Genomic DNA, 23,982 nt, shown 5'->3' on the forward strand with positions numbered 1-23,982 from the left:
GTGTTGGTATCTTTTTAACGCGCTATTATTGTGCTAGAGAGTACCACTCATCGTACAGGCTGACCGCCAGATCTTTGTTGGCAGTAAAGAAGTACGGGATGCTCTCATTATCTGCACCTTCATAGAATACGGTTAAGTCATCGTTGCCAAGATTAGTTGGCTGGATCACCCAGTCATCACCTTCCATTACGCCTTGAACGATCATTTGGCCTTTGCTGGAAATCGACCACTCATGCTGTGTTGTCTCACCGTCTTCGATGATATCAACAACTTTCTTCTCTGAATCAAACGCCAGGGTAACGAACGTCGGTCTGGCTTTTTTGGTCGTTGAGTCATCCCATAGGTGATAGAGTGTTTTACCCTTGAACATGACTTCGGTAGCGGCCTGAGCGGTATAGCCGTTATCGATATTGGTCTGGGTGTGGAAAATCATGTCATTATCAGCAGTGACTGCCAAGGAGAAGGCGTCACTCATATAGATAACTTCGTCTAGTCCATCGCCACCTTTGAAGCCGTTTGTGGTGTAGGTGATTGGAAACTTACCAATAACCTCTCCGTTGAAATCTATGTCGTGAATTTCAGTGTCGGTGAACTTCGCGATGTTTAGCCCTTCATGCTTAAAATAGTCTTCGTTGGTACTGATAGAGTAGAAGGTGTTACCGGAAAAATGTTCCTGGACTGTTGGTGGCATTGGGATCTTGTTTGCTGCACCACTGTCGTCGAAGCTAATTAGAACTTCATCCAGTTCATCACCGTTATTAACTGCGGTATCAACGACCGTGATGATTTTGTTAGACTTTGTTAGTAGCTCAGAGTCGTTTTGAGACTCTGAAATGGTATTGCCCAGCTCCAATGTCAGGGAACGGGCAACGGCGTGGGCTTTTTGGGCTTCTTGGGCTACATCTGTGTCTGATTTGCTCGCTACATAGTCACCGGCAATGACAGCTTCCGGCAAGTTTAATTTGGCAGCTAGTTCAGGAAGAGACAGATTTTCAATTGCTGCCAGTGTCGTGAATGGTGTCACAACATTTGAACCGGCTGCTGCTGTCATTTCGACAGTCTGCGTCAGGCGTCCGCCCTTGTCAGTATCGTATGTTTTACCGGCGATGGCTCTTACAATTACAGGGAACTGGGTATCTGCAGCGCTGATGGTGACTTCACCTTTTTCATTGGTAAGGGCAGAGATCTTTTCTTCCGACTCAGCGACGCCATTTTTGTTACGGTCGATATATACTTCAGCGTCGACAAGGTAGCCGTCGATTGCCTTGATAACAGCTTCAGTAGCTGCACCAGGTGCTGTGTTAGCGTTTCCTGAATTACTGTCGCTGCCACCGCAACCTGTGAGGGCCAAAGCTACAGACGCTGCAAGTAAACCAATTCTCTTCATTACGTTATTCCCTGTTGGATCCGCACCGGATAGCGGATAGCTAGTGATATTTTGTGATGCGAGAAAAGTACTGTTGTTGCGAAGGGCTATCAAGGGACGGAAAAAAGGCAAAAAACCGCAATTTTTTGCCAAAAAAGTTTAAATAAAAGTTGGTAGGGGCGCTAAACCATTTTAGCCTGCAGCCAGCTGCGAGAAAATTTGAGGTCTTTTTCAATCAAACTACTGCTGCATTGGAGAAGCTCGCTGATTTCCTGGTTTCTCAATCCCAGTAAATATTTTAGCTTCAATGCTTCCGACTGCCTCGGGTAGTGCAGACTGAAGGTATCTAGCATTTTGTTAACACTCAGCAGTTGCTCGAATTTGTCGTCGTGCGGTTGTTGAACAATGGTGACTTGCTGCCTTTTCTTTGCAGCTAGCGTGCGGGCATGATCGATCAGGATTTGGCGCATGACTTTTGCCGCCATAAGATAAAACTGGCGGCGGTTTTCTATCAGTGATAAGTCTGTACCTTCCAGTTTGAGGTAGGCATCATGAATCAGGGCGGTGGTATTATTGATACAGTCGCTAAGTACCTGATTGCTATCACCATGTTTTTTGGCGCTTCGTGCGCGCTCCTGTTGGGCTATTGCCCGAAGCTGCAAATAGGCAAATTGGTACAGCTCGGCTTCTGCTTGTTTGTCACCTAAATGCCACTGCTGGATGATTTGAGTGATTTGTTGACTCATGAACTATGACTCTTGATGGTGGTATTTTTTCAGCTCGGTGATTTGGTGGGTTTGCGCCTGTTGCTTGCCCTCTTTGTCGATCACTATATGTTGCTGCAATCGGTAAAGCACTCCCTGATCCCAGTTAGGGCCGCTTGGCAGATACTCCCAACTGGTATAGCGGGCCTTTGATGTCTCATCATACCATTTTACCGGCGCATTGAGTTGGGCAAGGCTTGCCTCAGTATTGTCCGGTGCCAGCCACCACATATCGGCATGCTTTTTAGTTACGTTGTCACGATAAGCGCTCAGGTTTGTTGGACACTCTGCATCATCGGCGTCCGTCGACAGGATCCTGTCGGACGTTATCCAAAGGCATTGATTCGAGACATCACTGCTATTACTGTACTGGGTTTCCAGCCAGATGCCTTCGAAGTCAATAGATTGGTTACTTTTATTATCATAGGTGAACCATATGTACTCGGCCAGGTTGGTGTGTGGCACAGTATCTTTCGGGCCCAATCCCTGATTTTTCTGCATCAGCAGCCGGGTATGGGGGTCATAGTTAATCGCGACAGTACGGTATTTCCAGTCGCCTTCATCGTTATAGTCATCAATCGAGAAACCGTTGAGATCTGAGCGAGTGCAGCCATTGGCAGCACAGCCAATCAGCCCGTCCCATCCTTCAAATACCGAGATCGGCTCGAACATAATCTCTTTGTAACGGCGGCTATAGTTGAGCTCGCAGCTTGGCACTGAATTATCGGTACTGCCAAAGTAATCTCCTACGTCCGGGTATTCGTATATCCCTTTGGGAGTGATCATATAGGTCATACTGCCAATAGGGCCGAAATAGCCGGGAGCGGCCTTTCTGGCAACGTCATAGAAGCATAGGTTACCCTGCCAATCGCGCCTTTTAATAATGATATTCTTATATTTCACGTTCATTGGCTGCAGGATCACATCCTTTGATGTGAAGTTTTCTTCGATGTAGGACTGGCTTTCATTTAAATGTTGAGCGGCTTCTTTGACGGAGACCAGCTCCAGCCCAAGCACCTCATAGGAGGTGTCTAAGGCCTGTAAGTTAACTTGTTTGAGCCGCTCCTGAAAGTCTGGATCGGAGAGGGCTTTGCTGATTAGATGGATCTCTTCGCGGTTTTCGGGGGTGCTGTCCAGAGATAACAATAATCTTGTCATGTTCACACTGCGGCTTGGAGTCGTCGCAGCCAGTGTCGGTGTAATCACCTCCTGGCCCGACAGGGTCGCAAGCGGAAAGGATGTGTCGTCATTACCGAGAAAGAAAGTGATCACATCACCAGTGTTGTACTTGAATGCCCCTTTTTCGGTGAAGCCCTGGTAGTTGGAGCTGGTTTTATAGTAGAGACCGGTGACAGGGGCATCAATAAAATACCCTGTCTGGAGTTCAGAGGCTGCGAGTGCTGCGTTATTGGCGATCGCCAGGCCCGTTATCATCAAAGTCCGTTTAATCACTGTACCTTACCTTCTGTTGTTATCTGCGGGCAGTTAGGGTGGCAGTCCTCGGCGACCCGGGTTTTATCCGGAACCGGGGTCATCATTGCTAGCAGCATTTTTTGTTTTATATGCTTAGGTAAATCGGGATTAGATAAAATTCGTCTGCGGGTCAGCTCCAGCATGTTCTGGACTGACATATATTTGTTGACGTCTCCTTTGCTGTGGAATAGCAGGCTGGTGACTTCGAACATCATGTTCTCTGCGATTGCCTTTTCTTGCTCTAGCTGGTGGTTTTTCTGGATCAGGGCTGCTGAAAAAGAGATTGCACAAACTAGCAGGCTAAAGCTGAGAGCAGAGGAAAGTGGCCGCCGTTGGATAAGTTTTCTGGCAACATAGAGCGGAATATGTGTTTTCTGGCTTATCGGTCGTTTGGTGAGAATACATTCGATATCTGCCATGAGCTCGATGACTGAGGTATACCGTTGGTTGGCATGGTGCTGAGTTGCCTTATCCATCACAAGCCGCAAGTCAGTCTGGGCTGGTTGCTGGCCAACCATAAAATGCAGTAGTTTGCCGAGAGAGAAAATATCACTCTGATGGGTCAGGTAGTCTCCATTCTTCTGCTCCGGGCTGGCGAACTCATCGCTGAAAGCCAGGAAAGGCGTGGAGTCTGACGTTGATAGATGCTGTTTCTGGGTAATATTGAAGTCGAGTACCTTAGGAGTTATTTCGTCATCAATCAGTACATTTTCAGGCTTGATATCGGCATGCAGGATCTGGTTTTGATGGGCATGGGCAATCGCCTGGCATATTTTGACAAATAGCAGCAGCGATTGACGATAGCTTAGAGTTTGCGATCCAATAACTTCTCGTAAAGTCCGGCCCTCGACCTTTTCCATGACAATATAGACATAGCCCTGATGCTCACCGCCATCAAACACTTTAGCTACATAGGGATGATTCAGCCTCGCGAGTAGCTGTGCCTCTTGAAACAAGAAGGCTTTACCGAGAATCCGGGTTAAGGATGGCTGGATAAACTTGACGGCCAGTTGTTGGTCGAAGGTATCATCGCAGCGCGCAGCGGCATAGACAATGCCCATTCCACCACGGCCTATCTCATCTTGGATCTTGTATTTATCAATGAGCAGTTGCGAGAAGCAGACATCCTCTGAGACGGCTTGCTGGGCATGAAAGCCAAATAGCTCGGTAAGTTGTCCGCTCTCCTGCGAGTCAGCTTCGAGCAGAGGCTGAATCTTATGGTATAGTTCGGGATCTTCGCGCTTGAGTTCACTGAGATAGTGTTGCTGTTCCTCTTCAGTGAGATCCAGCAAGTCATAGAAGAGTTCTGTTGTACTGAGGTTAGGTTCCAATGTATTGATAGTTTTATTAATTCATACGCCCTTGTTTATATAAAAAAGCTATAGCATTAGCAACAGTTATTTAATTTATTCATGTGTTTAGCTATAAATTGAGGCGATTAGGTCTCTAGGTGTTCATCCAGTGCATAATGTTATTTCAACAGAATTTATTGTGATCAGCCTATCATTATTGAATAAAAGCTAGCCTATGGCGTGTTTTATTTGTTGAGAGAATATTCACTATTGACGAATCATTCGCAAGAAAATGACTTTAACAGGCAGATTATTAGAAAAAGTACGGATATTTAATCGAATAATGAATAAATGAACAGTTAGCAAACCATATCTAGTGAAATAGTATTTTGATACTTATCACATAACCCGTATAAATTTTCACATACTATATCGACACTTTCACGTCTTCATTGAAAGTATTATTTGATACATATATAAAAATTACTTAACTTTATTAAAATTAAAAAATAATAATCACTCCATAACATAGGAGGTACGATCATATGCGTATAGTATTAGCATTAGGTGGTAACGCATTACTTGCTCGAGGTCAGGCATTAACTGCTGAAAACCAAAGAATTAATATTAAAAAGTCTGCAGCCAGTATTGCGGCTATTGCAAAAGAACATGAAATAGTTGTTGTTCACGGCAATGGGCCGCAAGTGGGTTTATTAATGGAGCAGAATGCGGCTTACCAGGAATACTCACCAGAAACTACGCCATACCCTATGGACGTATTAGGCTCGCAAACTTGCGGAATGGTGGGTTATATGTTGCAGCAGGAGTTGCGTAATATCGACTCCTCGCTTGATATCGCAACGTTAATCACACAGACAGAAGTTAGCAAAGATGATCCTGCATTTGCTAATCCGACAAAGTTTGTTGGCCCTGTCTATACAGAAGAACGCGCAAAAGAAATGATGGCTGACTCTGACTTGGTGTTTAAAGCCGATGGGGAGTACTTCCGCCGTGTTGTTCCATCTCCGATGCCAAAAGACATTGTAGAGCTCAAGCAAGTTGAGACCTTGCTAAAAGCGGACAACTTGGTTGTGGCTTGTGGTGGTGGCGGGGTACCGGTTTGCTTTGAACAAGGGCAAAGTGCCGGTGTCGAATGTGTTATCGATAAAGATCTGACCGCTGAACTATTGGCTGAGAAACTTGAGGCGGATTTATTTATTATTCTGACCGACGGTTCAATTTATCGTAATTATGGCAAAGAAGATCAGGCCGAAATGAAACAGGCAACGCCTGCTGGATTGGCTGAATTCAACTTTCCTGCAGGTTCTATGGGACCGAAAATTGAGGCGGTTTGTAAATTTGTCGAAACCGGACTTGGTAATGCCGCTATTGGTTCGCTTTTTGATTTAGATAAGATTATTACTAACGAAGCTGGGACATTAGTCACCCAGGGCGAAGGAATTACTTATTACTAATCATAAGTGTAATTACTATTAGTAAAGATGACTAAAGCAACCTTCAGGTATACTTTCTGGAGGTTGTTTTTTATTATCAAATAGTAGAGTGGTTGGATCTTGAGGGAAGGCTTGAAGAGATAATTCTTAGAAAGTATCCCAAGGTTATATCATCAAGGTTTTACTTGTTTATTTATATTAAACGATTATTTATTCTCTATTAAGTATGTGAATTAACGTGGCTCGTAGCTGACTTAGCCATACTTATTGCAGATAACGAAATATTAATTAACCTATCCACATACAAACCATGAGTTTGCTGCTGCGGTAATATAAGCCATCCGGTGCCACTCCAATTGCTCCAATGTCGGTGCCGTTCTGATGTCACCTTTCAGCTTTGCCGTTGCGGCAACTTTAACCAAGCCATTCTCGACGCTATGTACTGTACCCAGGTAAGTGTATCCCATGGCGGAATCTTTAGGCCGGTTGTAGAGACAGACGACCGAACCTATGTTGGTATAGATATACTCGCTCTCTTCGTTCCAAAGCTCAGTTGCAACAGGCTCTTTCATTGGCTGAGGGATTTGCCCGACTTCAGGCGGGGTGATCAGTTTTCGGTACGAGGAGTAGGGTTGGTAGCCAAGGATCTTGGCGGCGTCATACCACTCATCCGGGCTTGCCTCAGTATTTTCAATGACCTTCAAGGTTACAAATGGCCCGTCGAGGCATAGATCTGCCCACAGCGCGGTGCTCGATATCTTAGAGTAGAAAATTGGACGCTCATCGACAGTGTTGGGATTATAGACGCACCAGGTTCCAGTATCCTGATGGATGAGCTGGCCGACGTTGGCATCACAAACACGCTTGGCCAGTTGGTGGAATTCCTGGATATCGTTGTTAGCTTCCTGCGGGCTGTTGGCGCAGTACCGATAAGTAAATGAGAACGCACTCTTGGGGTAAAACAGCCCCTTATCCACAACCGCACCATTTTTGCGAGTATCGTTAAGCGCGATGAAGCTCTGGGTTGAGTCATGAAAGCGGTATTCACTGGAGCTGAAAAATGACTCTGATGTTGAACTACAGCCAACAACAAAAAGAGCTGTGATAAGACTGAGGATACTGGACTGAAATTGGCGGACATGCATATACAACGATACCTGTAACCACTATGCCGAATAAAGTTAAGTATATAGCGCGAACCAAAGTTGCAAGCAAAAATCCGCGATGGATGTCTCTCAGTATTAAGCAATGAGTGAAGGCAGATAGCCGCTAAACTGGATAAAGCTACCTTACAGGTAGCATGGGTATTTGTGCGTGGACGCATTTTGGATGCTTAGGAGCCAGCATGGCAGATATATACGGTTTTGATGCTTTTTCCCCGAAGCAGATTGCCGAGAAAGTCGACAATATTGGAGTGGCTAAAGCACGGTTACCATTGCTGTCGATGGTAATGCTCGGAATTCTCGCTGGTGCCTATATTGGTCTGGGCGCATTGTATTTTACTTTGGTTAAATCTGAGCCCGGTTTTGGCTTTGCCACTGGGCAAGTGCTGGGCGGGGTGTCATTTTCGCTGGGCCTGTTGCTGGTTGTTGTGGCTGGCGCGGAGTTGTTTACCGGGAATAATTTACTGGCAATGGCCTGGGCGGATAAAAAAATAACTACCGCTGAGCTGCTCAATAACTGGGGGGTTGTTTGCGCGGCAAACTTTATTGGGGCAACGGGCCTCGCAGTGCTGGTTTTTTTGTCGGGCCATATCGAGCTGAATCAGGGGGCCATTGCCGAGCAATACCTGAAAATTGCAGAGGCGAAATGCAGCTTGCCATTCTGGACGGCATTCTTTCGTGGCGTATTGTGCAATGTACTGGTTTGCATGGCAGTTTGGATGGCACTTGCCGGGCGTAGCGTGATAGACAAGGCGGTGGCGATTGTTTTTCCAATATCGGCTTTTGTTGCTGCGGGGTTTGAACACAGCATTGCCAATATGTATTTCATCCCGTTGGCTATGCTAATCAAGGCTTTTGGTGATACAGGGGGAGCTTCTGTGGCCGACTCGGTTACCTTGCTGGGATTTATTGGCAATCTGATCCCTGTGATCCTTGGTAATCTGGTTGGCGGCAGCGTATTGGTTGGCCTTGTCTATCACATTGTCTACTTGCGAGGGCAGTCGTTGCCTAAACCAGAAGATAAGTAATAAAAGTTCGCATTGGTAAGCGGTTGCTATACTCAGACCAGTACCGGACATGCACTGTGTAATGACTATGACTGCCTCGATTGTAAAAACCATTTGTCCGTTCTGCGGAGTGGGCTGTGGTATATGCCTTAAAGTCGATGAACAACAAAATCTGATCGGTGTTGAACCACAGATCAGCCATCCAATAAGCCGCGGTAAATTGTGTGATAAAGGTTGGAGTACCGCTTACGCTATTGATCCCGAGAATCGAATTACTCAGCCTCTGAAGCGTATCAAAGATAGATTTCAGCCAATTAGCTGGGATGAAGCTTTGTTGTCGATAGGTGACTCCCTTAAAGCCATTTTAGGGGAAGCCGGGCCCGAAGCGGTCGGGGTAATTTCCAGTGCCCGCGCAACCAATGAAGATAACTATGCAGCGCAAAAGTTTGCGCGCGCAGTGCTGAAAACCAACAATATCGATCACTGCGCAAGGATCTGCCATAGCCCGACGGTTGCCGGTTTGAAACAGACACTGGGCTCCGGGGCAATGACCAATAGTGCAAGTGATATTTATAAAGCGGATTTGATCGTGGTGATCGGTGCCGATCCGACGGAAAACCATAGTATTCTCGGCGGTCACATTATCGATGTCCAGCAGAAAGGGGCGCAGCTAATTGTCATTGATCCCAGGGTAACGCGGTTGGCAAAAGTCGCTGATATCCATGTGCAGATCAAACCAGGCAGTAATATCGCACTTATCAATGCCATGCTGCACACCATCATTGCGCAGCAATGGCAAAACCAGCCTTTTATTGATGAACGCTGTGATGGTTTCGAGTCCTTGGCAAGTAATGTAGAACATGCGACACCGGAATCTGCTGAATCGGTTACTGGTGTTGGTGCCGAGCTAGTCCGTCAGGTTGCCAAAGCATATAGTCAGGCCAACAATGCGATGATCATGTACGGGATGGGCATCACCCAGTTTGTCAGTGGAACCCAAAACGTGATTGCTCTTGCTGATTTGGCCTTGGTGTGTGGGCAGGTGGGCCGCCCCGGCACTGGCATTAATCCGTTGCGCGGCCAGAATAATGTGCAGGGTGCCTGCGATATGGGTTGCTTGCCTAATGTGTATCCCGGTTATCAGGATGCCAGTGCCGCTGAAATTCAGAGTAAGTTTGCCAAGAGTTGGGGCGAGGAGGTTGCAACAGCGCCGGGTCTAACCTCGCTGGGTATGACTAAGGCGACGCTGTCTGGTGATTTTCGTGGATTGGTGTTGTTTGGAGAAGATCCGGTTGTGACCGACCCGGATCAGAATCATGTTAAAGCGGCGCTAAAGGCACTGGACCTGCTGGTTGTTGCCGAGTTGACCATGACCGAAACCGCCAAGCTGGCTGATTTTGTTTTGCCTGCGGCCTCGTTTGCCGAGAAAGCGGGTACTTTCACCAACTGCGAGCGACGTGTGCAGCGAATATCGCAAGTACTGACTCCTCCCGGTACAGCGAAGAGCGACTGGCAGTGGTTAAAAGCCCTGGCTGAACAGCTGGGTAGCCAGCAATTGAGCTGGGAGACAAGCGAGCAGGTATTTGATGAGATGGCAACGTTGACGCCAGCCTATCAGGGGATGACATACGCAGGGCTGGATCGGCATCAGGGATTACAGTGGCCTTGTAATCAGGACGCGCCGATGGGGACGGAGATACTGCATCGCGACAGCTTTCCCATTGGAAAGGCCAAGTTATTGCCTGTTCACTATATTGACATTGACGAGCCTGCCGATGAGCAGTTTCCACTTGTGCTGACCACCAACCGTCTGCATTTTCATTATGGCTGCGGATCGATGACACGTAAGTCGCCATTGCTGGAGAGAGAAACGCCTGTGGGTGTGTTGTTTATTAACCCGCATGATGCGAAAGCGCTTCGACTCCAGCGCTATTCTCCAATAGGTGTTCGCTCCCGTCGCGGGTATCTGGAGACACGTGCCATGATAACGGATGATGTGCCACCGGGCTTAGTCAGCATGCCTTACCACTTCAAGGAAGCCCCTTCGAATCAGTTAACAAATACGGCTCAGGATCCTATTACCAAAATGCCCGAGCTGAAAGCCTGTGCCGTGTCCGTATTTCCGCTTCCACCTAACCAAGTCCCCAAAACTGTTCAGCAATTGTGGGAGGAAAAGTAGGATGCAGCAGTATTTACTAGAGTCGCTTCGTGAACTGCAACTTCATTTGTCCCGCTCCCGTCAGTTTTTTCAGGTAGTTAACGATGACGGGGATCCGCATTGGCAGCACGTTGAGCAGGGTGAGTGTTATCCAATTACCCATAACATGCCATTGAGTTCGGCCAAGCAGTTCTTCTTTGCCGAGCAAGAGCCGCTGTATGTTTTCGATGGTCAGTTTTTTCGCGAAACATTACCTGAGCCAGAGCCTTTTGTTCTTTTTGGGGTATTGAGCTGTGATTTGATGGCGATTCACTATCAGGATATTTTCTTTGAGCAGGACCCTTATTATCAGGCTCGTCGACAGCGCGCACTGTTGGTGGGAATAGACTGTGTTCACCCTTGTCAGGAAGGGTTTTGCTACTTGGTCAATGCCGGGCCGGGTGTTCGGGATGAAACGGCAGATTTGATTTTGCACCCGCTGTCAGATGGCAACTGGCTGCTGGTGGCCATAACTGCAGTGGGGAAAGAATCGCTTAAGGGTTTACCGCTTGTTCAGGCCACCCCTCATGATATAAGTCTCCGCTGGGATGATTTGAGTCATTGCGAACAGCAGTTTGAAGATCATTCGTATATCAGCACAGGGATTAACAAGCTTAATGCCGATGATATGTCGGCTTCATTCTGGCAGGACGTTGGTGTGCAGTGTCTTGGGTGTTCCGGCTGTACGACCTTATGCCCGACCTGCTCTTGTTATGGAACACAAAGCAGGCAAATTACTCAGGCATCAGAGGCCTCAGTCCAAAGTAGTCAGCCTGTTCCTGATAACCAGACTGGACAAGGTACCTCAGTGACTCAGCAGGTAAGGTTTTGGGATTCTTGCTTATACGAAGGTTTCCAGCGTGAAGCCAGTTTTCATAACCCGGCTGAACAGGCTGGCGAGCGGGTAAAGCGTTTTTGGTATCACAAGTTTAGTGATGATTTTCTTCCCGAGTTTGGCCGTTATGGTTGCGTTGGTTGTGGTCGATGCGAGCGAACGTGTCCGGGTGTTATCGGTGTTCACTCGATCATGAAGAGGATAGTCAACGATGCATAGCTTAACGCCTTTGCCTGCTGAATTAGTTGATTTCTATGATGACGGCGAGCACACGCGGCATTTTCACTTTCGCTTGTTGGAAGAGCCCTTGGGAACGAGCCGTGAACACCTGTCTCACTGGCAGCAAACTCAGACCGGACAGTTTTTTATGCTCACCGTACCGTCCTTGGGAGAAGCACCGTTTAGCTTTACAGAGGTACCCGACGAGAATGGTCACTTTCGCGCTTTGATCCGCCGTATGGGGGCGGTGACCTCTGCGTTGTTTGAGCTGGAAGTTGGTCAAGTATTGGGCGTTCGGGGCCCGTTTGGTATCGGCTGGCCTATGGATGAAATTAGCAATAAACGGATACTGGCTATCGGAGGCGGCTGTGGCCTGGCGCCTTTGGTCAGTGCTGTCGATCTGCTTATTGAGCAGCAGAACTATACCCAATTGACATTGGTTTATGGTGCCCGTACCCGGCAGGCACAGATGCTGAATCCGGAACGGGAACGTTGGCAACATATTATACCGGTGTACAACACCATAGAAGACGGGTTAACAAACGGCAGTGATAATGAATATCCGGGCACGCCGAGTGATATTCTGCCTTCGGTACTGGATACGTTTGGCGAATTGCCCGAAGTGGTATTGCTGGCTGGGCCAGAGGCGATGATGTATTCGATAGCGGAGTATCTGGTTGCCTACGGTGTTTCGGCTCAAGCTATCTACTTGTCGATAGAGCGGCGAATGCACTGTGCAGTAGGAACCTGCGGCCATTGCTATATGGATAGCCAATATGCCTGTACTGATGGGCCGACGTTTCGCTGGGATCAGTTGCCGAGCCAATAAAAAAGGGCTAAACGCGTAGCCCTAATCGGTATGGTTGGTGAATATCAACAGTATTTACTGTGCAGGATCTACAGGCTGCTCAGGTTCTACCGGTGGTACAGGTTCCTCTGGAACAACCGGTTCTTCCGGCGTGACAGGCTCTTCTGGTTGTTCAACAACTGCCGGCTTACGCATCTGAAGCTGCCAGTATTTCGGATCCGTACTTTCTTCGTTGCTAAGAATTAATGTGTTACCGAGGTTGTATAGTTTCCATTGATTGTCTATCGCAACCGGTAGCTGATACATAAGCGGATCGCTTGACCAGTTTCCGCTTTCATTCCGGACTGCGGTACCATAGTTAAATACAGCAATTAGTTCGTTGGGCACATCAACGTTGTCGAGAGTAAATTGCATTCCATCCTGTAAGCGAGCATTAGAGCTGTATTGCCCTTTCATTTTTTCGCCAAATTTACCAAGGCGCTGATGACGTATGTGCTGCTCAATGACGCCTTCAACCTCGACATCAGCAATTTCAGCGACCTCAACATGTTCATTTCTGGCTGCATCTTTGAGTCGGCCGGCATTAAACACGATGTGGCCATCGAGTTTGCGAGAGGCTACTGCATAGCTTTCGACCGTTGCAGTAACTTTACCATCGGCAAAGAGGTGTAGCTTAGGTAGCTCTGCAATAGAATCCCATAGCCAGTAGCCAACGCCATCATAACTTCCAGTTTTAGAAACGAGACAACCTGCTCCAGAGTTCTTAAGTGTTGCCGAAACAGCAAAGCTTAATGTTTCGTTGCTACGGCAGAAGTACTCAGCATCACCTGGGTAAGTAATTTCTTGGCTTGTTACCTCTAGCGTTTCTAAGTCTAAGACACTGAGCACAGGCGCTCTAAATGGACTGTAGTTCATCTGTTCTGTATCTAAGACAGCTATCTGTTTTGTGTTGGCCGGAGTTTGAATACGAACGCCAGGAATTTGTGCTTTTTGCTCCCATACCGCTGTTTCAAATAGATAAACATATGGTGTAACACCATTATCGCTATGGGTTACTACTAAATCTCCGTTTGATGTGAAGGCAAAGCTGTCATAAGTGAAGTTAAACTTCCCATTAGGGAAATCAGCCATGACAATTTGAGTTAGTGCCCCGTTGCTCAACTGGTAACGGTAGTTTACTTCAGCTCCTGTGGCGTCAGTGGTTACCAATAATACATAGTCATAGTTATCGCTAATGATCTGATTTGATACAAGTTCTGAATCAGCAAGTACCAATATGGCTTCAGACTCGCCTTCCGATGTTAGTTGAGTAGCATAAATGCCGTCTTGTTCAGCGCCTTGTACTTGCCAGAAACGATATAACGAATTGTTACTTTGTATTGCTTGCACTAAGGTTACGGTCTCACCAACGGGAGCTTTTCCTGTCAGCGCGTTCCACTGGTATACATCTTGGTTATCCAGTATCTTGGCGTTTAAAGTCACTCTGCTTGGATAGTCATTTGCTGAAGTCGTGGCGCCCAGTTCTACAAAAATTTGCTGTAGTTCCACCGGAACATTTTCAATTCGTAATTTATCTTCGCCTGAACGAATTGCACGAATACGGTCGGCATCTTTATCGATGACTCCTACTTTGATTCCAGATGTATCAACTTGTCCGGTAAATCCGTAGGATTCAAAATCCAGCCCGTTCTCGGCTGCGGTAAAGACATGTTCAACGCCATTTGAGCGGACAAATTTAAAGCCGTACTCGAGAGTTTCGCCTTCATGTAAGGTCATCACCCCGTCAACAAACGCTGGGGTAGAGGAAATGATCTTCGGCTGGATGACAGTGACGGTTTCTTCCAGGGTAAAGTCTTGATAGGTTGCGCTAACGACTGACTGGCCTTCTGCGATACCGGTGGCGACACCATTTTCATCGATAGTCAGGAACTCTGGGTTGCTGCTGCTCCACACAACACCATCGGTGACCACACTGACGCTACCGTCATTAAATTCGCCATTGAGCGATAATTGCAAGGTCTCGGCGCGTGAAATGGTGCCGTTGGGCAAGTTCAGGCTAACGCGAACCATCTTCGCTTCCACATCAAATTCCTGTGTGGCGCTGTACTCGCCAAATTTGGCAGTTACTGTTGCGGTGCCCACCGCCTTGCCAAGGAAACGACCGTTACCCAATGACTCCAATATCGCTGGATTGCTTGATAACCATTCGGCTTCCTGGCTGAAATCCACAATGTAGCCATTCTGGTGAACACCGTGAGCGGAGACTTGCCACTCATCTTCCAGGTACTGCTGGCGTTTATCGGCATCTAAGCGTAATGAAACCAAGACAGCATTGTCCGCATTAACACCGATTGTGGCTGTTTTACCTTGATATTGTGCTTGCAGGAGAATATTTCCTGGCTTGACGACTTGCATGTTACCGTTTGTGAATACAACGGCATCAGCAGGGCTTACTACCCAGGCAGTATTTCCTGTTACTTCTGTTGTGTGCTCATCTGACCATATTGCGGACACTTGCGGGCGTAAAATATCACCGACGGTGACCTGTTGGTCAACACCACTGATGACGATGTGCTCAACTTCAGCGATCGGCTCGCCGGCCTCAATGGTTGTTTCTGTGGAAGCGCCTTGGTATTCAGCCGAGAGCGTGATAGTCCCAGCTTGTTTCACTTCCCACTGAGTGCCGTTTTGTACCAACGCACCTTCAGGGGTGACGACGTAGTTGGCAAGCGCAGTCACATTGGTCGAGTGGGCATTAGACCACAATGCATTGACAGAAGGGTTGATCGTATCACCGACACTAACCTTTAGCGGTAAGCCTTCCATAAGGAGATAGTTAACGACTGGCTCAACGGGTTCTGTCGGGGCCGGGATGACAACGTTGTCGTATTTCAATTCCCAGGCCGCGAGATCAACGAAACGGCCGGCTTCTTGATCTAAAAACCAGGTATCGGCAAATAATGCAGTCCATGCTTCGCCGTAAGGCACGATATTGAGTCGGTACCATTCTTCCCAGGATGTATCGTCTAGCAGGGCTCGCAGCCAAATTGTACTATTGTCGAAGCCTGCCAGGGTGGCCGAGTAATCAATGATTGACTTTAAGCCTACGCCGTAGCGAACTACCATTTTTTCCGTGATATTACGGTCGATTTTTTGCAGCGCATTCCATTCTGCCTCGGTGACAAAGTTGTTTTTGTTCACGTCGGCTAGTACATATTCAACGGTAGAAAAGTTAGTAATGAGGCTTTGATTCTTTTGGCTCTCAAACGCTTCGGCTAAACTTTTTCCCGCGAACTGATAAAGGATAATATCATTACGCTGAGCATGGTAAGTGATTGGTTGTGTTTTAATTTTGTTGAACTCAGCAACAGGGATCGAGGCGTTGACAGAGTATTGGCCATTACTGTTTGTTTTTCCTGATGCGAGCAGGTTGTTACCGGCATAAATAGATACCGTGGTATCGGCCATTGGACCATCATATACCGTACCGCTGAATGTAATCGTATTTTGTGGTGCTTTTTTTTCAAGTTCAGTTTTATTGTCTGAATCTGAACCGCCACAACCAGTCAACATTGCAATGAGTGAAACACTCATCAATATAGGCTTGTGCATTCCATATCCTTAATGATTTAAACGCTACATTATTTTGAATAAAACAAATTCAAAAAAGTCATTCCTTACACGTGTTTTTAGTTTTAAGTTGAACTAAAAACAAAATTAACTTTTGTTGCTTCTTAACTTTGATTGATATCTCAATATGAAAAATAACAATGCGGCGGGAGATTAAATTTAGCTGTATTTTTGTTCAAGTATATTTTTATTGAGGAATGAAATAATAGTATGACAAATATTCACTATAACTTTATTTACATTTGTCTATTTAATTAAACCTCTCACTTATCATGGTTGATTGTTTTTACTGTTTTATATCAACCACTTATGGGTTTGTTCTTGTTGGGTTTTGGCAAGGTTGTATTAGTTGTAAGAACTGTGGTGATGTTTAAAATTAGGTTTGCCTTATAATTATATCTCAAAACGAGATGGTAATATGCCTTATAAGGATTAAATACTGTAACTTTAAATCTCAGAGTTTCTACATGTTTTTTTGTAAAAAGATTAAAAACAATTACTCAAAGGTTGAGATTTGTATCTAAATAAAATGTCATGAGATTTATATTGCCAATGTAATCAGATATCTGAAAAAGCCCTCTACGGTTAAAGTGCTTGGGTATAATATATTTACTTATTTCCTTCGAGTTGCTTGAATGCATTATCAATTTTATCTCGGATCCACTGGTGAACAGGGTCATTTTGGTGTCGCTCATGCCAAATTCCGCGGATGGTTACGACAGGAAGAGGGAAGGGACATGACATTAGCTCGAGCCCGTAAAATTGCTGACCTTGTCTGGCGAGTGACATCGGCAGGAAAGCAATTAGGTTTGAGTTTGGTAGCAAAGCTAACTGTGAATTGAGTGTCTCGGTATAGAGGCCAATTTGTCGTTCAGGCAGTCCTGTTTCTTTCCCATACCGCGTGACGGGATCATCTTTGTTATCGAGAAGACTGGACTGGATATGGGGATAGTGGAATATAGCGTTGCCATTCCAGTTCGCCAGTACCGGGTGGTGTTTATCCAGCAAGCAAACGAGCTCCTCGTCAGCAAGGCGTTTTTGCATAAAGCGGGGATTGGCTTGCAGGCCGGCACCAATGATCATCTCCAGCTCACCTTTATCCAGCTTCTGGTCGCTGTCGGCTGTTAAAATCTGTATATCAAAGACAATGTTTGGCGCTTCATCTTTGATGGCTTTGAAGGCGCTTGCAAGGTAAGTGGCGATGAGAAAGTCATGGGTTTGGATCCTGAACTGGCATCGCACCGTTGCAAGATCCAAGGATTTTGGCGTTAAGAGGGTATCTATTTCATCCAATATGAACCGTAGCTTGCCTGAGAGTTCAAGAGCGTAACTGGTTGGCTCTAGCCCTTTGGCATTACGAATGAAAAGCGGATCGCTGAAGGTTGTTCGTAGCCTGGTTAATGTGTGACTCATGGCAGACTGGCTTACATTCATTTTTGCCGCTGCCCGTCCGACATGCTTTTCTTCGAGCAAGGCGTGCAATGACTTCAAGAGGTTAAGATCAACTTTTAAAATATGATTTCTATTCATAATTGTTATCAAGCGTAATCACTGCTGCTAATAATGGTGCGAGTGTAAGCTCTTTTCAACCCTTCAAAAGGATAAGAGCATTATGACTTTTTTTACTTCAGCAGCCACCGGGTTGCTTTCGGTTTTCTTTATCTTTGCAAGTTCTATCAAGCTACTTGGTTGGCAGAAGATGATCTTTGAGAAGCAGCTTGCCTTCTTTCATTCTTACGGTTTTAACCGCCAGTTCATGTTTCTGGTCGGGTTAGCGGAGTTATTTGGCGGTATTGCTATCTGGTTTCAGGGGAGTTTTTGGGGAGTGCTAGGCGCATTGGCACTGGTCGGAACATCGATGGGGGCCATTGTCTGTCACCTGCGGTTTGATACATGGAAAGATGGGATCCCGGCGATGATCACCTTGGTTCTATCAAGCATGGTGGTCTATTTTTCATCCTCTCTCCTTTAGCGCTTATCGTTGTGCTGCACCTGTTTGCTCTAAGTGCAAAACACAATTGCGTACAGGTGGATTGTTCATTAGTTGTCTCGCCAATATTCTCTCAAGTAACAAAATGTCAGCTTTTCGACAGGAATTAATAATGAAAACCAAGAAGATAAATACTGCCACCATCGCCGCCTGTTTTTCCGTTACCGCTCAGGAGCTCATCCAGAAGCTGATTGAGTCGGGGACTCAGGTTGTTGGCTTCGGGCGTAAAGGAGACGAGCAGCGCGCTGCCGAGCTAGAAAGAAAATATGATGGGAAACTAACGGTTTTCTTGGGGGATTTAACCGACGAAGACGATTGCCGTCAACTCGTCTCTCAGTCGCAGGTTATCTTGGGTGGAGCAATAGATGTCCACTATCACTGTACTGGCGTGTATTCCTGGAGTCGCTGGGAAGATGTGGAGCCCGCTGAAGTCGACCGCCTGTTCAGTGCCAATTTTACAACGGCTTGGATGCTTGGCAGAGAGGTCTTTTCGGCAATGAAGCTAAGGGGAGAAGGAGCGATTATGTTTGTATCGGCAAGAGATACGATTCGCAATATCCCCGCGGGTTTCGGGCCGTATATGGCATCGAAGCTTGCTCTGAACGGGTTGGTTGAAAGCCTTGCGGCTGAAGGTGCGCAATACGGGATTAAAGTTAATGCCGTGCTGCCGACTATCGTGGATACCGATGTGAATCGACAGGCCATGCCGGACGTTGACCCGATGACTTGGGTTGATCCGATTCAATTGGCTGAGATCATGCTAGACCTTACACAGCCATCTAAAACTAATTTATCGGGAGCCTTGATTCCGGTATCGGGAAAGATGCTGTAAGTCGTCAGTGCTTGGTTGATGAGCCCAGATGGATACGCACTGCCGTATCCATCTTTTTAATTGCCGAGCTAGTTCACTTAAGCTTTGGTCAGCGCCTGGTTCAGCCACTGGTCGAATTGGCCTTTAGGTAGCGCACCGTTAATTGTGTCGATAACCTGGCCGTTTTTAAACACCATAATCGTTGGAATAGAACGAATCCGGTATTGAGCGGCAAGTGTTTGCTGAGCTTCGGTATCAATTTTAACGAAGCGAATATCCCCATCGCGCTCAGCGGCAACATCTTCAAAGATGGGTGCAAAGCCTACACAAGGGTTACACCACGGTGCCCAAAAATCGACTACCACTGCTTTTTCGCCTTGGATCAGGGACAGGAAGTTGTCGGTTGTGCCTTCAACGGGCTTACCGTCCAGTAACTTATCTTTGCATGCGCCACATGAGGCAATGTCGTTAACGCGTTCGGTCGGGAAACGGTTGAGTGCCTTGCAGTGTGGGCAACGGGTAGTCATAGTGGTCATTATTGCGTTCCATTAAGGGTCTTTTGCAATAATGTAACGACTACCCCAAGATTAGAAAAGCCGGAATAATAGATTGATACGATAGATTGTTTCTATCAAGTTAAAGTACTGGCTAACTTCACTTTAACTGACTTCGGTTAAGTACTTTGTTTGCTAGTGAATTAACCCCAACTCCTTTGCTTCCGCGATAGTCAGGCCGCTATCACGAATGTCGCGAAGCATTTCGATACGGCGTCTTGCTTCTGCCTTTTGGCGTTTGGATTGAGCTACGCTTGAGGCAGTTTCATCTTTGTAATCCCACTTAGAAGCAACATCTGCAATCTCTGTGTGGTCGATAGAATTGATAGACACAATTACCTCCTAAAGAAACCCTGCGTCGAAATCAACTTATCTTTACCAAACGAAATTGGAAGAGTTAAGACGATAAAATCCACTTTGTGACATATCGCATAATAGTGCAAATTGAATGAAAACATGCTTTGAATTAGACGAGTTTGGGGGTACCTTTGACTGTTCCAGCCCATGAGAAATCATGGTGGCAGATCAAATTTTTTGCGTACACCTGTTTTGTTTTATTCATCCTCTTTTTGTGTCGTTTTCGCCCCATTTATTACTGCAGTTTAATTGTAATAAAACTGTTATATATTAAACGGTTACATCTTATCCAGTCGAGTTGAAAAAATGGGGGAATGTTGCTGTCTCCCAGTTGCATATATGTACATTCCCCCCACATAATATTCACTTTGCTTATGAACAAGCGTTATGGCCAAGAGTGTCTTCTTGCTTGCTTCGAATCTGAACTCCCTGCTTCCAACAACAAGATAAAGAGGATTATGAAGATTGGCATATGTCCGACAAGCTCATCCCAACCTGAAAGCAGAAAAGTTGTGGTGAATATCGCCAGCAACAGGGCGTAAATTATCCGGTTGGCAAGATTGGCAATCAGGAGTAACCCGATAACTGTTTCACTTACCCCGACGAATAGCACGAAGTGAAGATTGCTGATCTGGGGGAGGTTGAGTAGCGGAAAGAAATTGTAGTACTCATTTTGGTCGATAAATGCCAACGCCATACCTGGAAGCATAAGTTTGTTGTGGATCCCCAGCTCTAATAACTGAAGCCCAAGTCCTATCCGGATGAGATGAACAGCAGTTCTTCGCCACTGATTCTTATTCAGCCCCAAGGATTTACAAAGGCTGTAGTCATTTCTGTTAAGGCTCGGACCAATAAAAACCAGTGCAAGGCCAACGAACAAGAACTCGAACAGATAATCAAGCGCGATAAAAAAAGGAAAGAAAAACAGCAGTGCAAGAGAAGTGATCACAATTGCAACACCCGTGAGGCTGACTGAAATTGCCATAAGGACGATAGCAGCAGCCTGGATGATGACACCGTACAGTGCAAGCTGGGGTGAGAGAGTAAGGTTCGGGGCAAGGAATTCCCCCTGCAATAGGTTAATGGCAAGGTAACAGTTAAGAATCAGCACCAAGAAGTACCATAGCCATGGATGGGACGTTACGACAGGGCGAGTTAGACCCACTTTTAATGACTGCGGCACGATAGTGACTCGGGTGAACAGTACGGCTAAGGTGAACAGGCTGAGTGTTGTCACAGTAAGTGCAAGTGCTATTAGATCGAAGGGGAGGTTCACATCTGGGTTGGTGCCATCGGGGATAAACCACCTTACGTGGGCGTATCCGGGGTTGCTAAAACAAAGGCAAGCTAAATAGGCCGCAATAATTAGCCAAGCCTTACCATGAGGTAATTTCATTCTTTTCATTAATCGTATCCTCTCAAAGGTTTATCTCGGATCATTTGCTGACTCATCATTGGGATCTGCCGTCAGCGTCAAGAGAAATGCTTCGAGCTGGTTGAGTTGATAGGGTAATAACTTAAGTGCTGCGATGTCTGAATGTATGCCGATAGTCTTTGCTGCGCGGTTGTAGTACTGAAGTACGTCTTTAAGGGTGCTAAATTGTCCGGCATGCATATAAGGGGCAGTTGCCGAAACATTCCTCAGGCTTGGGACCTTGGTTGCCCCTTTGAGTTCGTCTGCGGCTCTTTTGCTGAACAGTAGCTCCTTGCATTGCGATGGCAGGCTGTCGCTATAGCGACCCAGGCAGTTGAATGGATCGGCAATGGCAAGTTCAAGTCCACTCCAGTGTCCTTTTTGCGCATCAGGATGAGGTTCAGGAATGGTTGTGGCGTGAAATCCGCCATTAGATAGCAATGGGCCATTATGGCATCGTAAGCATTGTCCTTGCTCGCTGATGAAAATTTTAAGCCCTGCGACTTCTTGTGCATCCAGGAGAAGATCTTGAGTCGGAACCGATTTCTCTGTTGCAGCCATCATTTGATCGATATAGCGATCAAATCGGGTATCCTCCGGCCATAGGGTTGCCTGATAAGCAGCAAGAGATTTCCCAATATTCGCGAAAACTCGGTTAATGGCTTCTCGGATAGGTTTGTCTAGCTGGTGCCACAATTGCTGCTCAGCAGGATACTGGCTGCTTGGGGAGGCTTGGGCTGGCAGTACTGCACCGGTGAGCTCATCAGGAATAGGACCAAAAATTGTTTGGTAAAGCTGCGGATATTTGTCAAGGACGTGTAGTACATACTGAGTGCGTGTACCGCCGTGTTCGATGTGGTTCTCCAGGGGCTTCAAGGCCTGGGCCCAAAGGCTATCAGCCCTTCCGTCAAGCATGTACCAGTTAAATTTGGCTGTACCGAGCAATGACGGGACTTGCTTTGTTATTGATAGCTCATTACCTGGTTTAAGAGTGAAATAATGTTCTGGCTGATGGCAGCTAGCACAAGCAACTTGTTTAGATCTGCTTAGTTGGGTGTCACTGAAAAGTAGTTCTCCAAGCAATACCGCCTGTTTGTCGTGTAGATATAGATTTGAGGCGTCATTTACCTCCCACTTTTCAGGGAGGCGTAAGCTGCTAAGAATAGCCAACTCATTTTGACTCCATTGTGCTTCTTCAGAAGTCGATATATTTATTATTAGGCTAATACCTAACAAGGCTATAGCACATGAAGTTATTAACGATATTTTAATTAGCGTTGTCATGATCTAAATCAATTTCTAAATTTTGATAGAAGTCTGAACTATTATTAATACCAATAAGTTCAATCTGCCACTTCCCGTACATATTAAACTTCACGCCATCAATAATGTATTTCCCAGGATTGATTTCATCAATTAGCTTAGGCTGGGAGGGGAGGCCGTGTTGGTGCTCAGGCATGCCTCCCTTGACAGTAAAATCTAAATCCTCAACAGGCTGCCCTGAAGTGTCATCAATGATGATGAGCCAAGAGTGCATACTATTCAATGTGATAGGGAAGTCTTCCGGTGCGGCGTTGACGTTATAGTTGGCACTCTGCACGCTAATAGGCAGCGCAGTACCAGCAAACAGAGGATGAGTTAACATCAGGCTGAAAGTAATTGAGATATGTTTTATAAACACGGAAACCTAGCTTTATTAATTGTTGTATTTGTTGTTTTAGTATTGTTTTGGTGATAGTTATCTTCAACCTCAGCTTTGAGAATAACCACAATAAATATATTGATAAATACTGGAGAGTTAACGTTATATAACAGGGTTCGTAATATTGTTATTTTATATCTGATGCTTAATGGTTTCTTGTGCACTTGTTTAAAACTCAATTGCGTGACAAATATAGAAGCGGCTTTTCGTCAATTAACTAAAGATTGTTTGTTGATATGTGCTTCAAGACTTCTACGGCTTGTTCGGCATCCTCGCCAAGGATGGTGAAGATAAGCGTGTCATTGTGTTGGATGTTCATTGAGAGAATCTGATTGATATGCTTGGCATCGATGGACTTGCCGGCTTTTGCCAGTCTAATTTCAGCGTTAAAAGCGCTAAGTGCTTTGGCAAGGATTGCGGCGGGGCGGATATGAAGCCCGTGGGTGTGGTGAACCTTCCAGATAAAGGTTTGTGGTTCATGGTGGCTGGCATCAACTTCTACATTTCTGCTTTTCGGCTCTTCTGGTTTCAGTGGCTGCTTAAGCGCTTGGATTTTGGCAGCAAGGGCATTGTTTGCCTCCTGGAAAACCGTCTCCAGCGGCAAGCCTGATGCCGCTGAGACACTGGCGGCAATACAGCCTTCGACAATTGGGGCGGCACAGATTCGGACGGATTGACTGTGCATTGGTGCAATGAGATCTAGCGCTGTTTCTGCGCTGAGGATCGCGCTGCCTAAGTCGACCATTACCAGCACGCCATCTTCCGAATATACTGCTTCAATCGCCTCCATGACCGCAACGGCATCTGTGCCAATCGGGTTTTCAGGATCATCAATACCAGCGGCTACTGCAATGTTGACCTTGCCCTTAGTTACCTGTTCGGCAAGCTCCAACAATCCTTGTGCAAGCTTCAGGCTGTGGGAAACAATAACAAGGCTAACCATTAG

20 protein-coding genes are annotated in these 23,982 nt (G+C 46.3%); 7 read left to right on the plus strand and 13 right to left on the minus strand.

Going from position 1 to position 23,982, the window contains the following annotated elements; all coding sequences use genetic code 11:
• Positions 1–25: 25 nt before the first annotated feature.
• The 4 genes from L4D19_RS05810 to L4D19_RS05825 form a co-directional block, all read right to left on the minus strand.
• Positions 26–1,387, minus strand: a complete 1,362-nt coding sequence (locus L4D19_RS05810; protein WP_428451637.1) for a hypothetical protein — start codon at positions 1,385–1,387, stop codon at positions 26–28.
• Between the two features lie 161 nt (positions 1,388–1,548).
• Positions 1,549–2,112: an ECF-type sigma factor gene (locus L4D19_RS05815; RefSeq protein ID WP_428451638.1), complete on the minus strand. Its 564-nt coding sequence runs from the start codon at positions 2,110–2,112 to the stop codon at positions 1,549–1,551.
• A 3-nt stretch (positions 2,113–2,115) separates the two neighbouring features.
• On the minus strand, positions 2,116–3,582 hold the full coding sequence (locus tag L4D19_RS05820) for a chromosome partitioning protein ParA (RefSeq protein WP_428451639.1): 1,467 nt from the start codon (positions 3,580–3,582) through the stop codon (positions 2,116–2,118).
• A complete protein-coding gene (locus L4D19_RS05825) occupies positions 3,579–4,934 on the minus strand; it encodes a serine/threonine protein kinase (RefSeq protein ID WP_428451640.1) in 1,356 nt (451 codons plus the stop codon). The genes L4D19_RS05820 and L4D19_RS05825 overlap by 4 nt, the downstream gene beginning before the upstream one ends.
• 506 nt (positions 4,935–5,440) lie before the next feature.
• Here L4D19_RS05825 and L4D19_RS05830 point away from each other — a divergent pair.
• Complete coding sequence (locus L4D19_RS05830; protein ID WP_428451641.1) at positions 5,441–6,370, plus strand: carbamate kinase; 930 nt, start codon at positions 5,441–5,443, stop codon at positions 6,368–6,370.
• A gap of 272 nt (positions 6,371–6,642) precedes the next feature.
• Here L4D19_RS05830 and L4D19_RS05835 read toward each other — a convergent pair whose 3' ends face one another.
• Entirely contained in the window at positions 6,643–7,494 is an 852-nt protein-coding gene (locus tag L4D19_RS05835; RefSeq protein ID WP_428451642.1) for a hypothetical protein, read from the minus strand.
• Between the two features lie 200 nt (positions 7,495–7,694).
• Between L4D19_RS05835 and L4D19_RS05840 the strand changes: the two genes are divergently transcribed.
• The 4 genes from L4D19_RS05840 to L4D19_RS05855 all read left to right on the plus strand — a co-directional run bounded on the left by L4D19_RS05840 (position 7,695) and on the right by L4D19_RS05855 (position 12,599).
• The gene (locus L4D19_RS05840; protein WP_428451643.1) at positions 7,695–8,540 is read left to right on the plus strand and encodes a formate/nitrite transporter family protein; all 846 of its coding nucleotides are present in this window, start codon (positions 7,695–7,697) and stop codon (positions 8,538–8,540) included.
• A 61-nt stretch (positions 8,541–8,601) separates the two neighbouring features.
• Positions 8,602–10,698, plus strand: coding sequence for a formate dehydrogenase subunit alpha (gene fdhF, locus L4D19_RS05845; protein WP_428451644.1), 2,097 nt, complete (start codon positions 8,602–8,604; stop codon positions 10,696–10,698).
• 1 nt (position 10,699) lies between these two features.
• Entirely contained in the window at positions 10,700–11,770 is a 1,071-nt protein-coding gene (locus L4D19_RS05850; protein ID WP_428451645.1) for a 4Fe-4S dicluster domain-containing protein, read from the plus strand.
• The gene (locus L4D19_RS05855; RefSeq protein WP_428451646.1) at positions 11,763–12,599 is read left to right on the plus strand and encodes an FAD/NAD(P)-binding protein; all 837 of its coding nucleotides are present in this window, start codon (positions 11,763–11,765) and stop codon (positions 12,597–12,599) included. Before L4D19_RS05850 ends, L4D19_RS05855 begins: the two co-directional genes overlap by 8 nt.
• A 54-nt stretch (positions 12,600–12,653) precedes the next feature.
• Here L4D19_RS05855 and L4D19_RS05860 read toward each other — a convergent pair whose 3' ends face one another.
• Positions 12,654–16,190 (minus strand): Ig-like domain-containing protein, encoded by a 3,537-nt coding sequence (locus tag L4D19_RS05860; RefSeq protein WP_428451647.1) that lies wholly within the window; start codon positions 16,188–16,190, stop codon positions 12,654–12,656.
• Positions 16,191–16,817: 627 nt separating this feature from the next.
• Positions 16,818–17,738: a LysR family transcriptional regulator gene (locus tag L4D19_RS05865; RefSeq protein WP_428451648.1), complete on the minus strand. Its 921-nt coding sequence runs from the start codon at positions 17,736–17,738 to the stop codon at positions 16,818–16,820.
• A gap of 82 nt (positions 17,739–17,820) precedes the next feature.
• On the opposite strand from L4D19_RS05865, the gene L4D19_RS05870 reads away from it, so the two are divergent.
• Together L4D19_RS05870 and L4D19_RS05875 are read left to right on the plus strand one after the other, a co-directional pair.
• The gene (locus L4D19_RS05870; protein WP_428451649.1) at positions 17,821–18,180 is read left to right on the plus strand and encodes a DoxX family protein; all 360 of its coding nucleotides are present in this window, start codon (positions 17,821–17,823) and stop codon (positions 18,178–18,180) included.
• 130 nt (positions 18,181–18,310) lie between these two features.
• Positions 18,311–19,030 carry an SDR family oxidoreductase gene (locus tag L4D19_RS05875; RefSeq protein WP_428451650.1) on the plus strand — a complete coding sequence of 240 codons (720 nt, stop codon included), beginning with the start codon at positions 18,311–18,313 and terminating at the stop codon, positions 19,028–19,030.
• A gap of 77 nt (positions 19,031–19,107) precedes the next feature.
• Here L4D19_RS05875 and trxC read toward each other — a convergent pair whose 3' ends face one another.
• The 6 genes from trxC to dhaM all read right to left on the minus strand — a co-directional run bounded on the left by trxC (position 19,108) and on the right by dhaM (position 23,979).
• Positions 19,108–19,545 (minus strand): thioredoxin TrxC, encoded by a 438-nt coding sequence (gene trxC, locus L4D19_RS05880; RefSeq protein ID WP_428451651.1) that lies wholly within the window; start codon positions 19,543–19,545, stop codon positions 19,108–19,110.
• 153 nt (positions 19,546–19,698) lie between these two features.
• On the minus strand, positions 19,699–19,896 hold the full coding sequence (locus L4D19_RS05885) for a hypothetical protein (protein WP_160648977.1): 198 nt from the start codon (positions 19,894–19,896) through the stop codon (positions 19,699–19,701).
• 409 nt (positions 19,897–20,305) lie between these two features.
• Positions 20,306–21,325 (minus strand): hypothetical protein, encoded by a 1,020-nt coding sequence (locus L4D19_RS05890; RefSeq protein WP_428451652.1) that lies wholly within the window; start codon positions 21,323–21,325, stop codon positions 20,306–20,308.
• Between the two features lie 21 nt (positions 21,326–21,346).
• Positions 21,347–22,504 carry a cytochrome-c peroxidase gene (locus tag L4D19_RS05895; RefSeq protein ID WP_428451653.1) on the minus strand — a complete coding sequence of 386 codons (1,158 nt, stop codon included), beginning with the start codon at positions 22,502–22,504 and terminating at the stop codon, positions 21,347–21,349.
• 97 nt (positions 22,505–22,601) lie between these two features.
• Positions 22,602–23,015 (minus strand): FixH family protein, encoded by a 414-nt coding sequence (locus L4D19_RS05900; protein ID WP_428451654.1) that lies wholly within the window; start codon positions 23,013–23,015, stop codon positions 22,602–22,604.
• Between the two features lie 238 nt (positions 23,016–23,253).
• Positions 23,254–23,979 (minus strand): dihydroxyacetone kinase phosphoryl donor subunit DhaM, encoded by a 726-nt coding sequence (dhaM, locus tag L4D19_RS05905; protein ID WP_428451655.1) that lies wholly within the window; start codon positions 23,977–23,979, stop codon positions 23,254–23,256.
• Positions 23,980–23,982 lie beyond the last annotated feature (3 nt).

Origin of the sequence: Photobacterium kasasachensis, from assembly GCF_050336885.1 — a bacterium.
GTDB lineage: Bacteria > Pseudomonadota > Gammaproteobacteria > Enterobacterales > Vibrionaceae > Photobacterium > Photobacterium kasasachensis.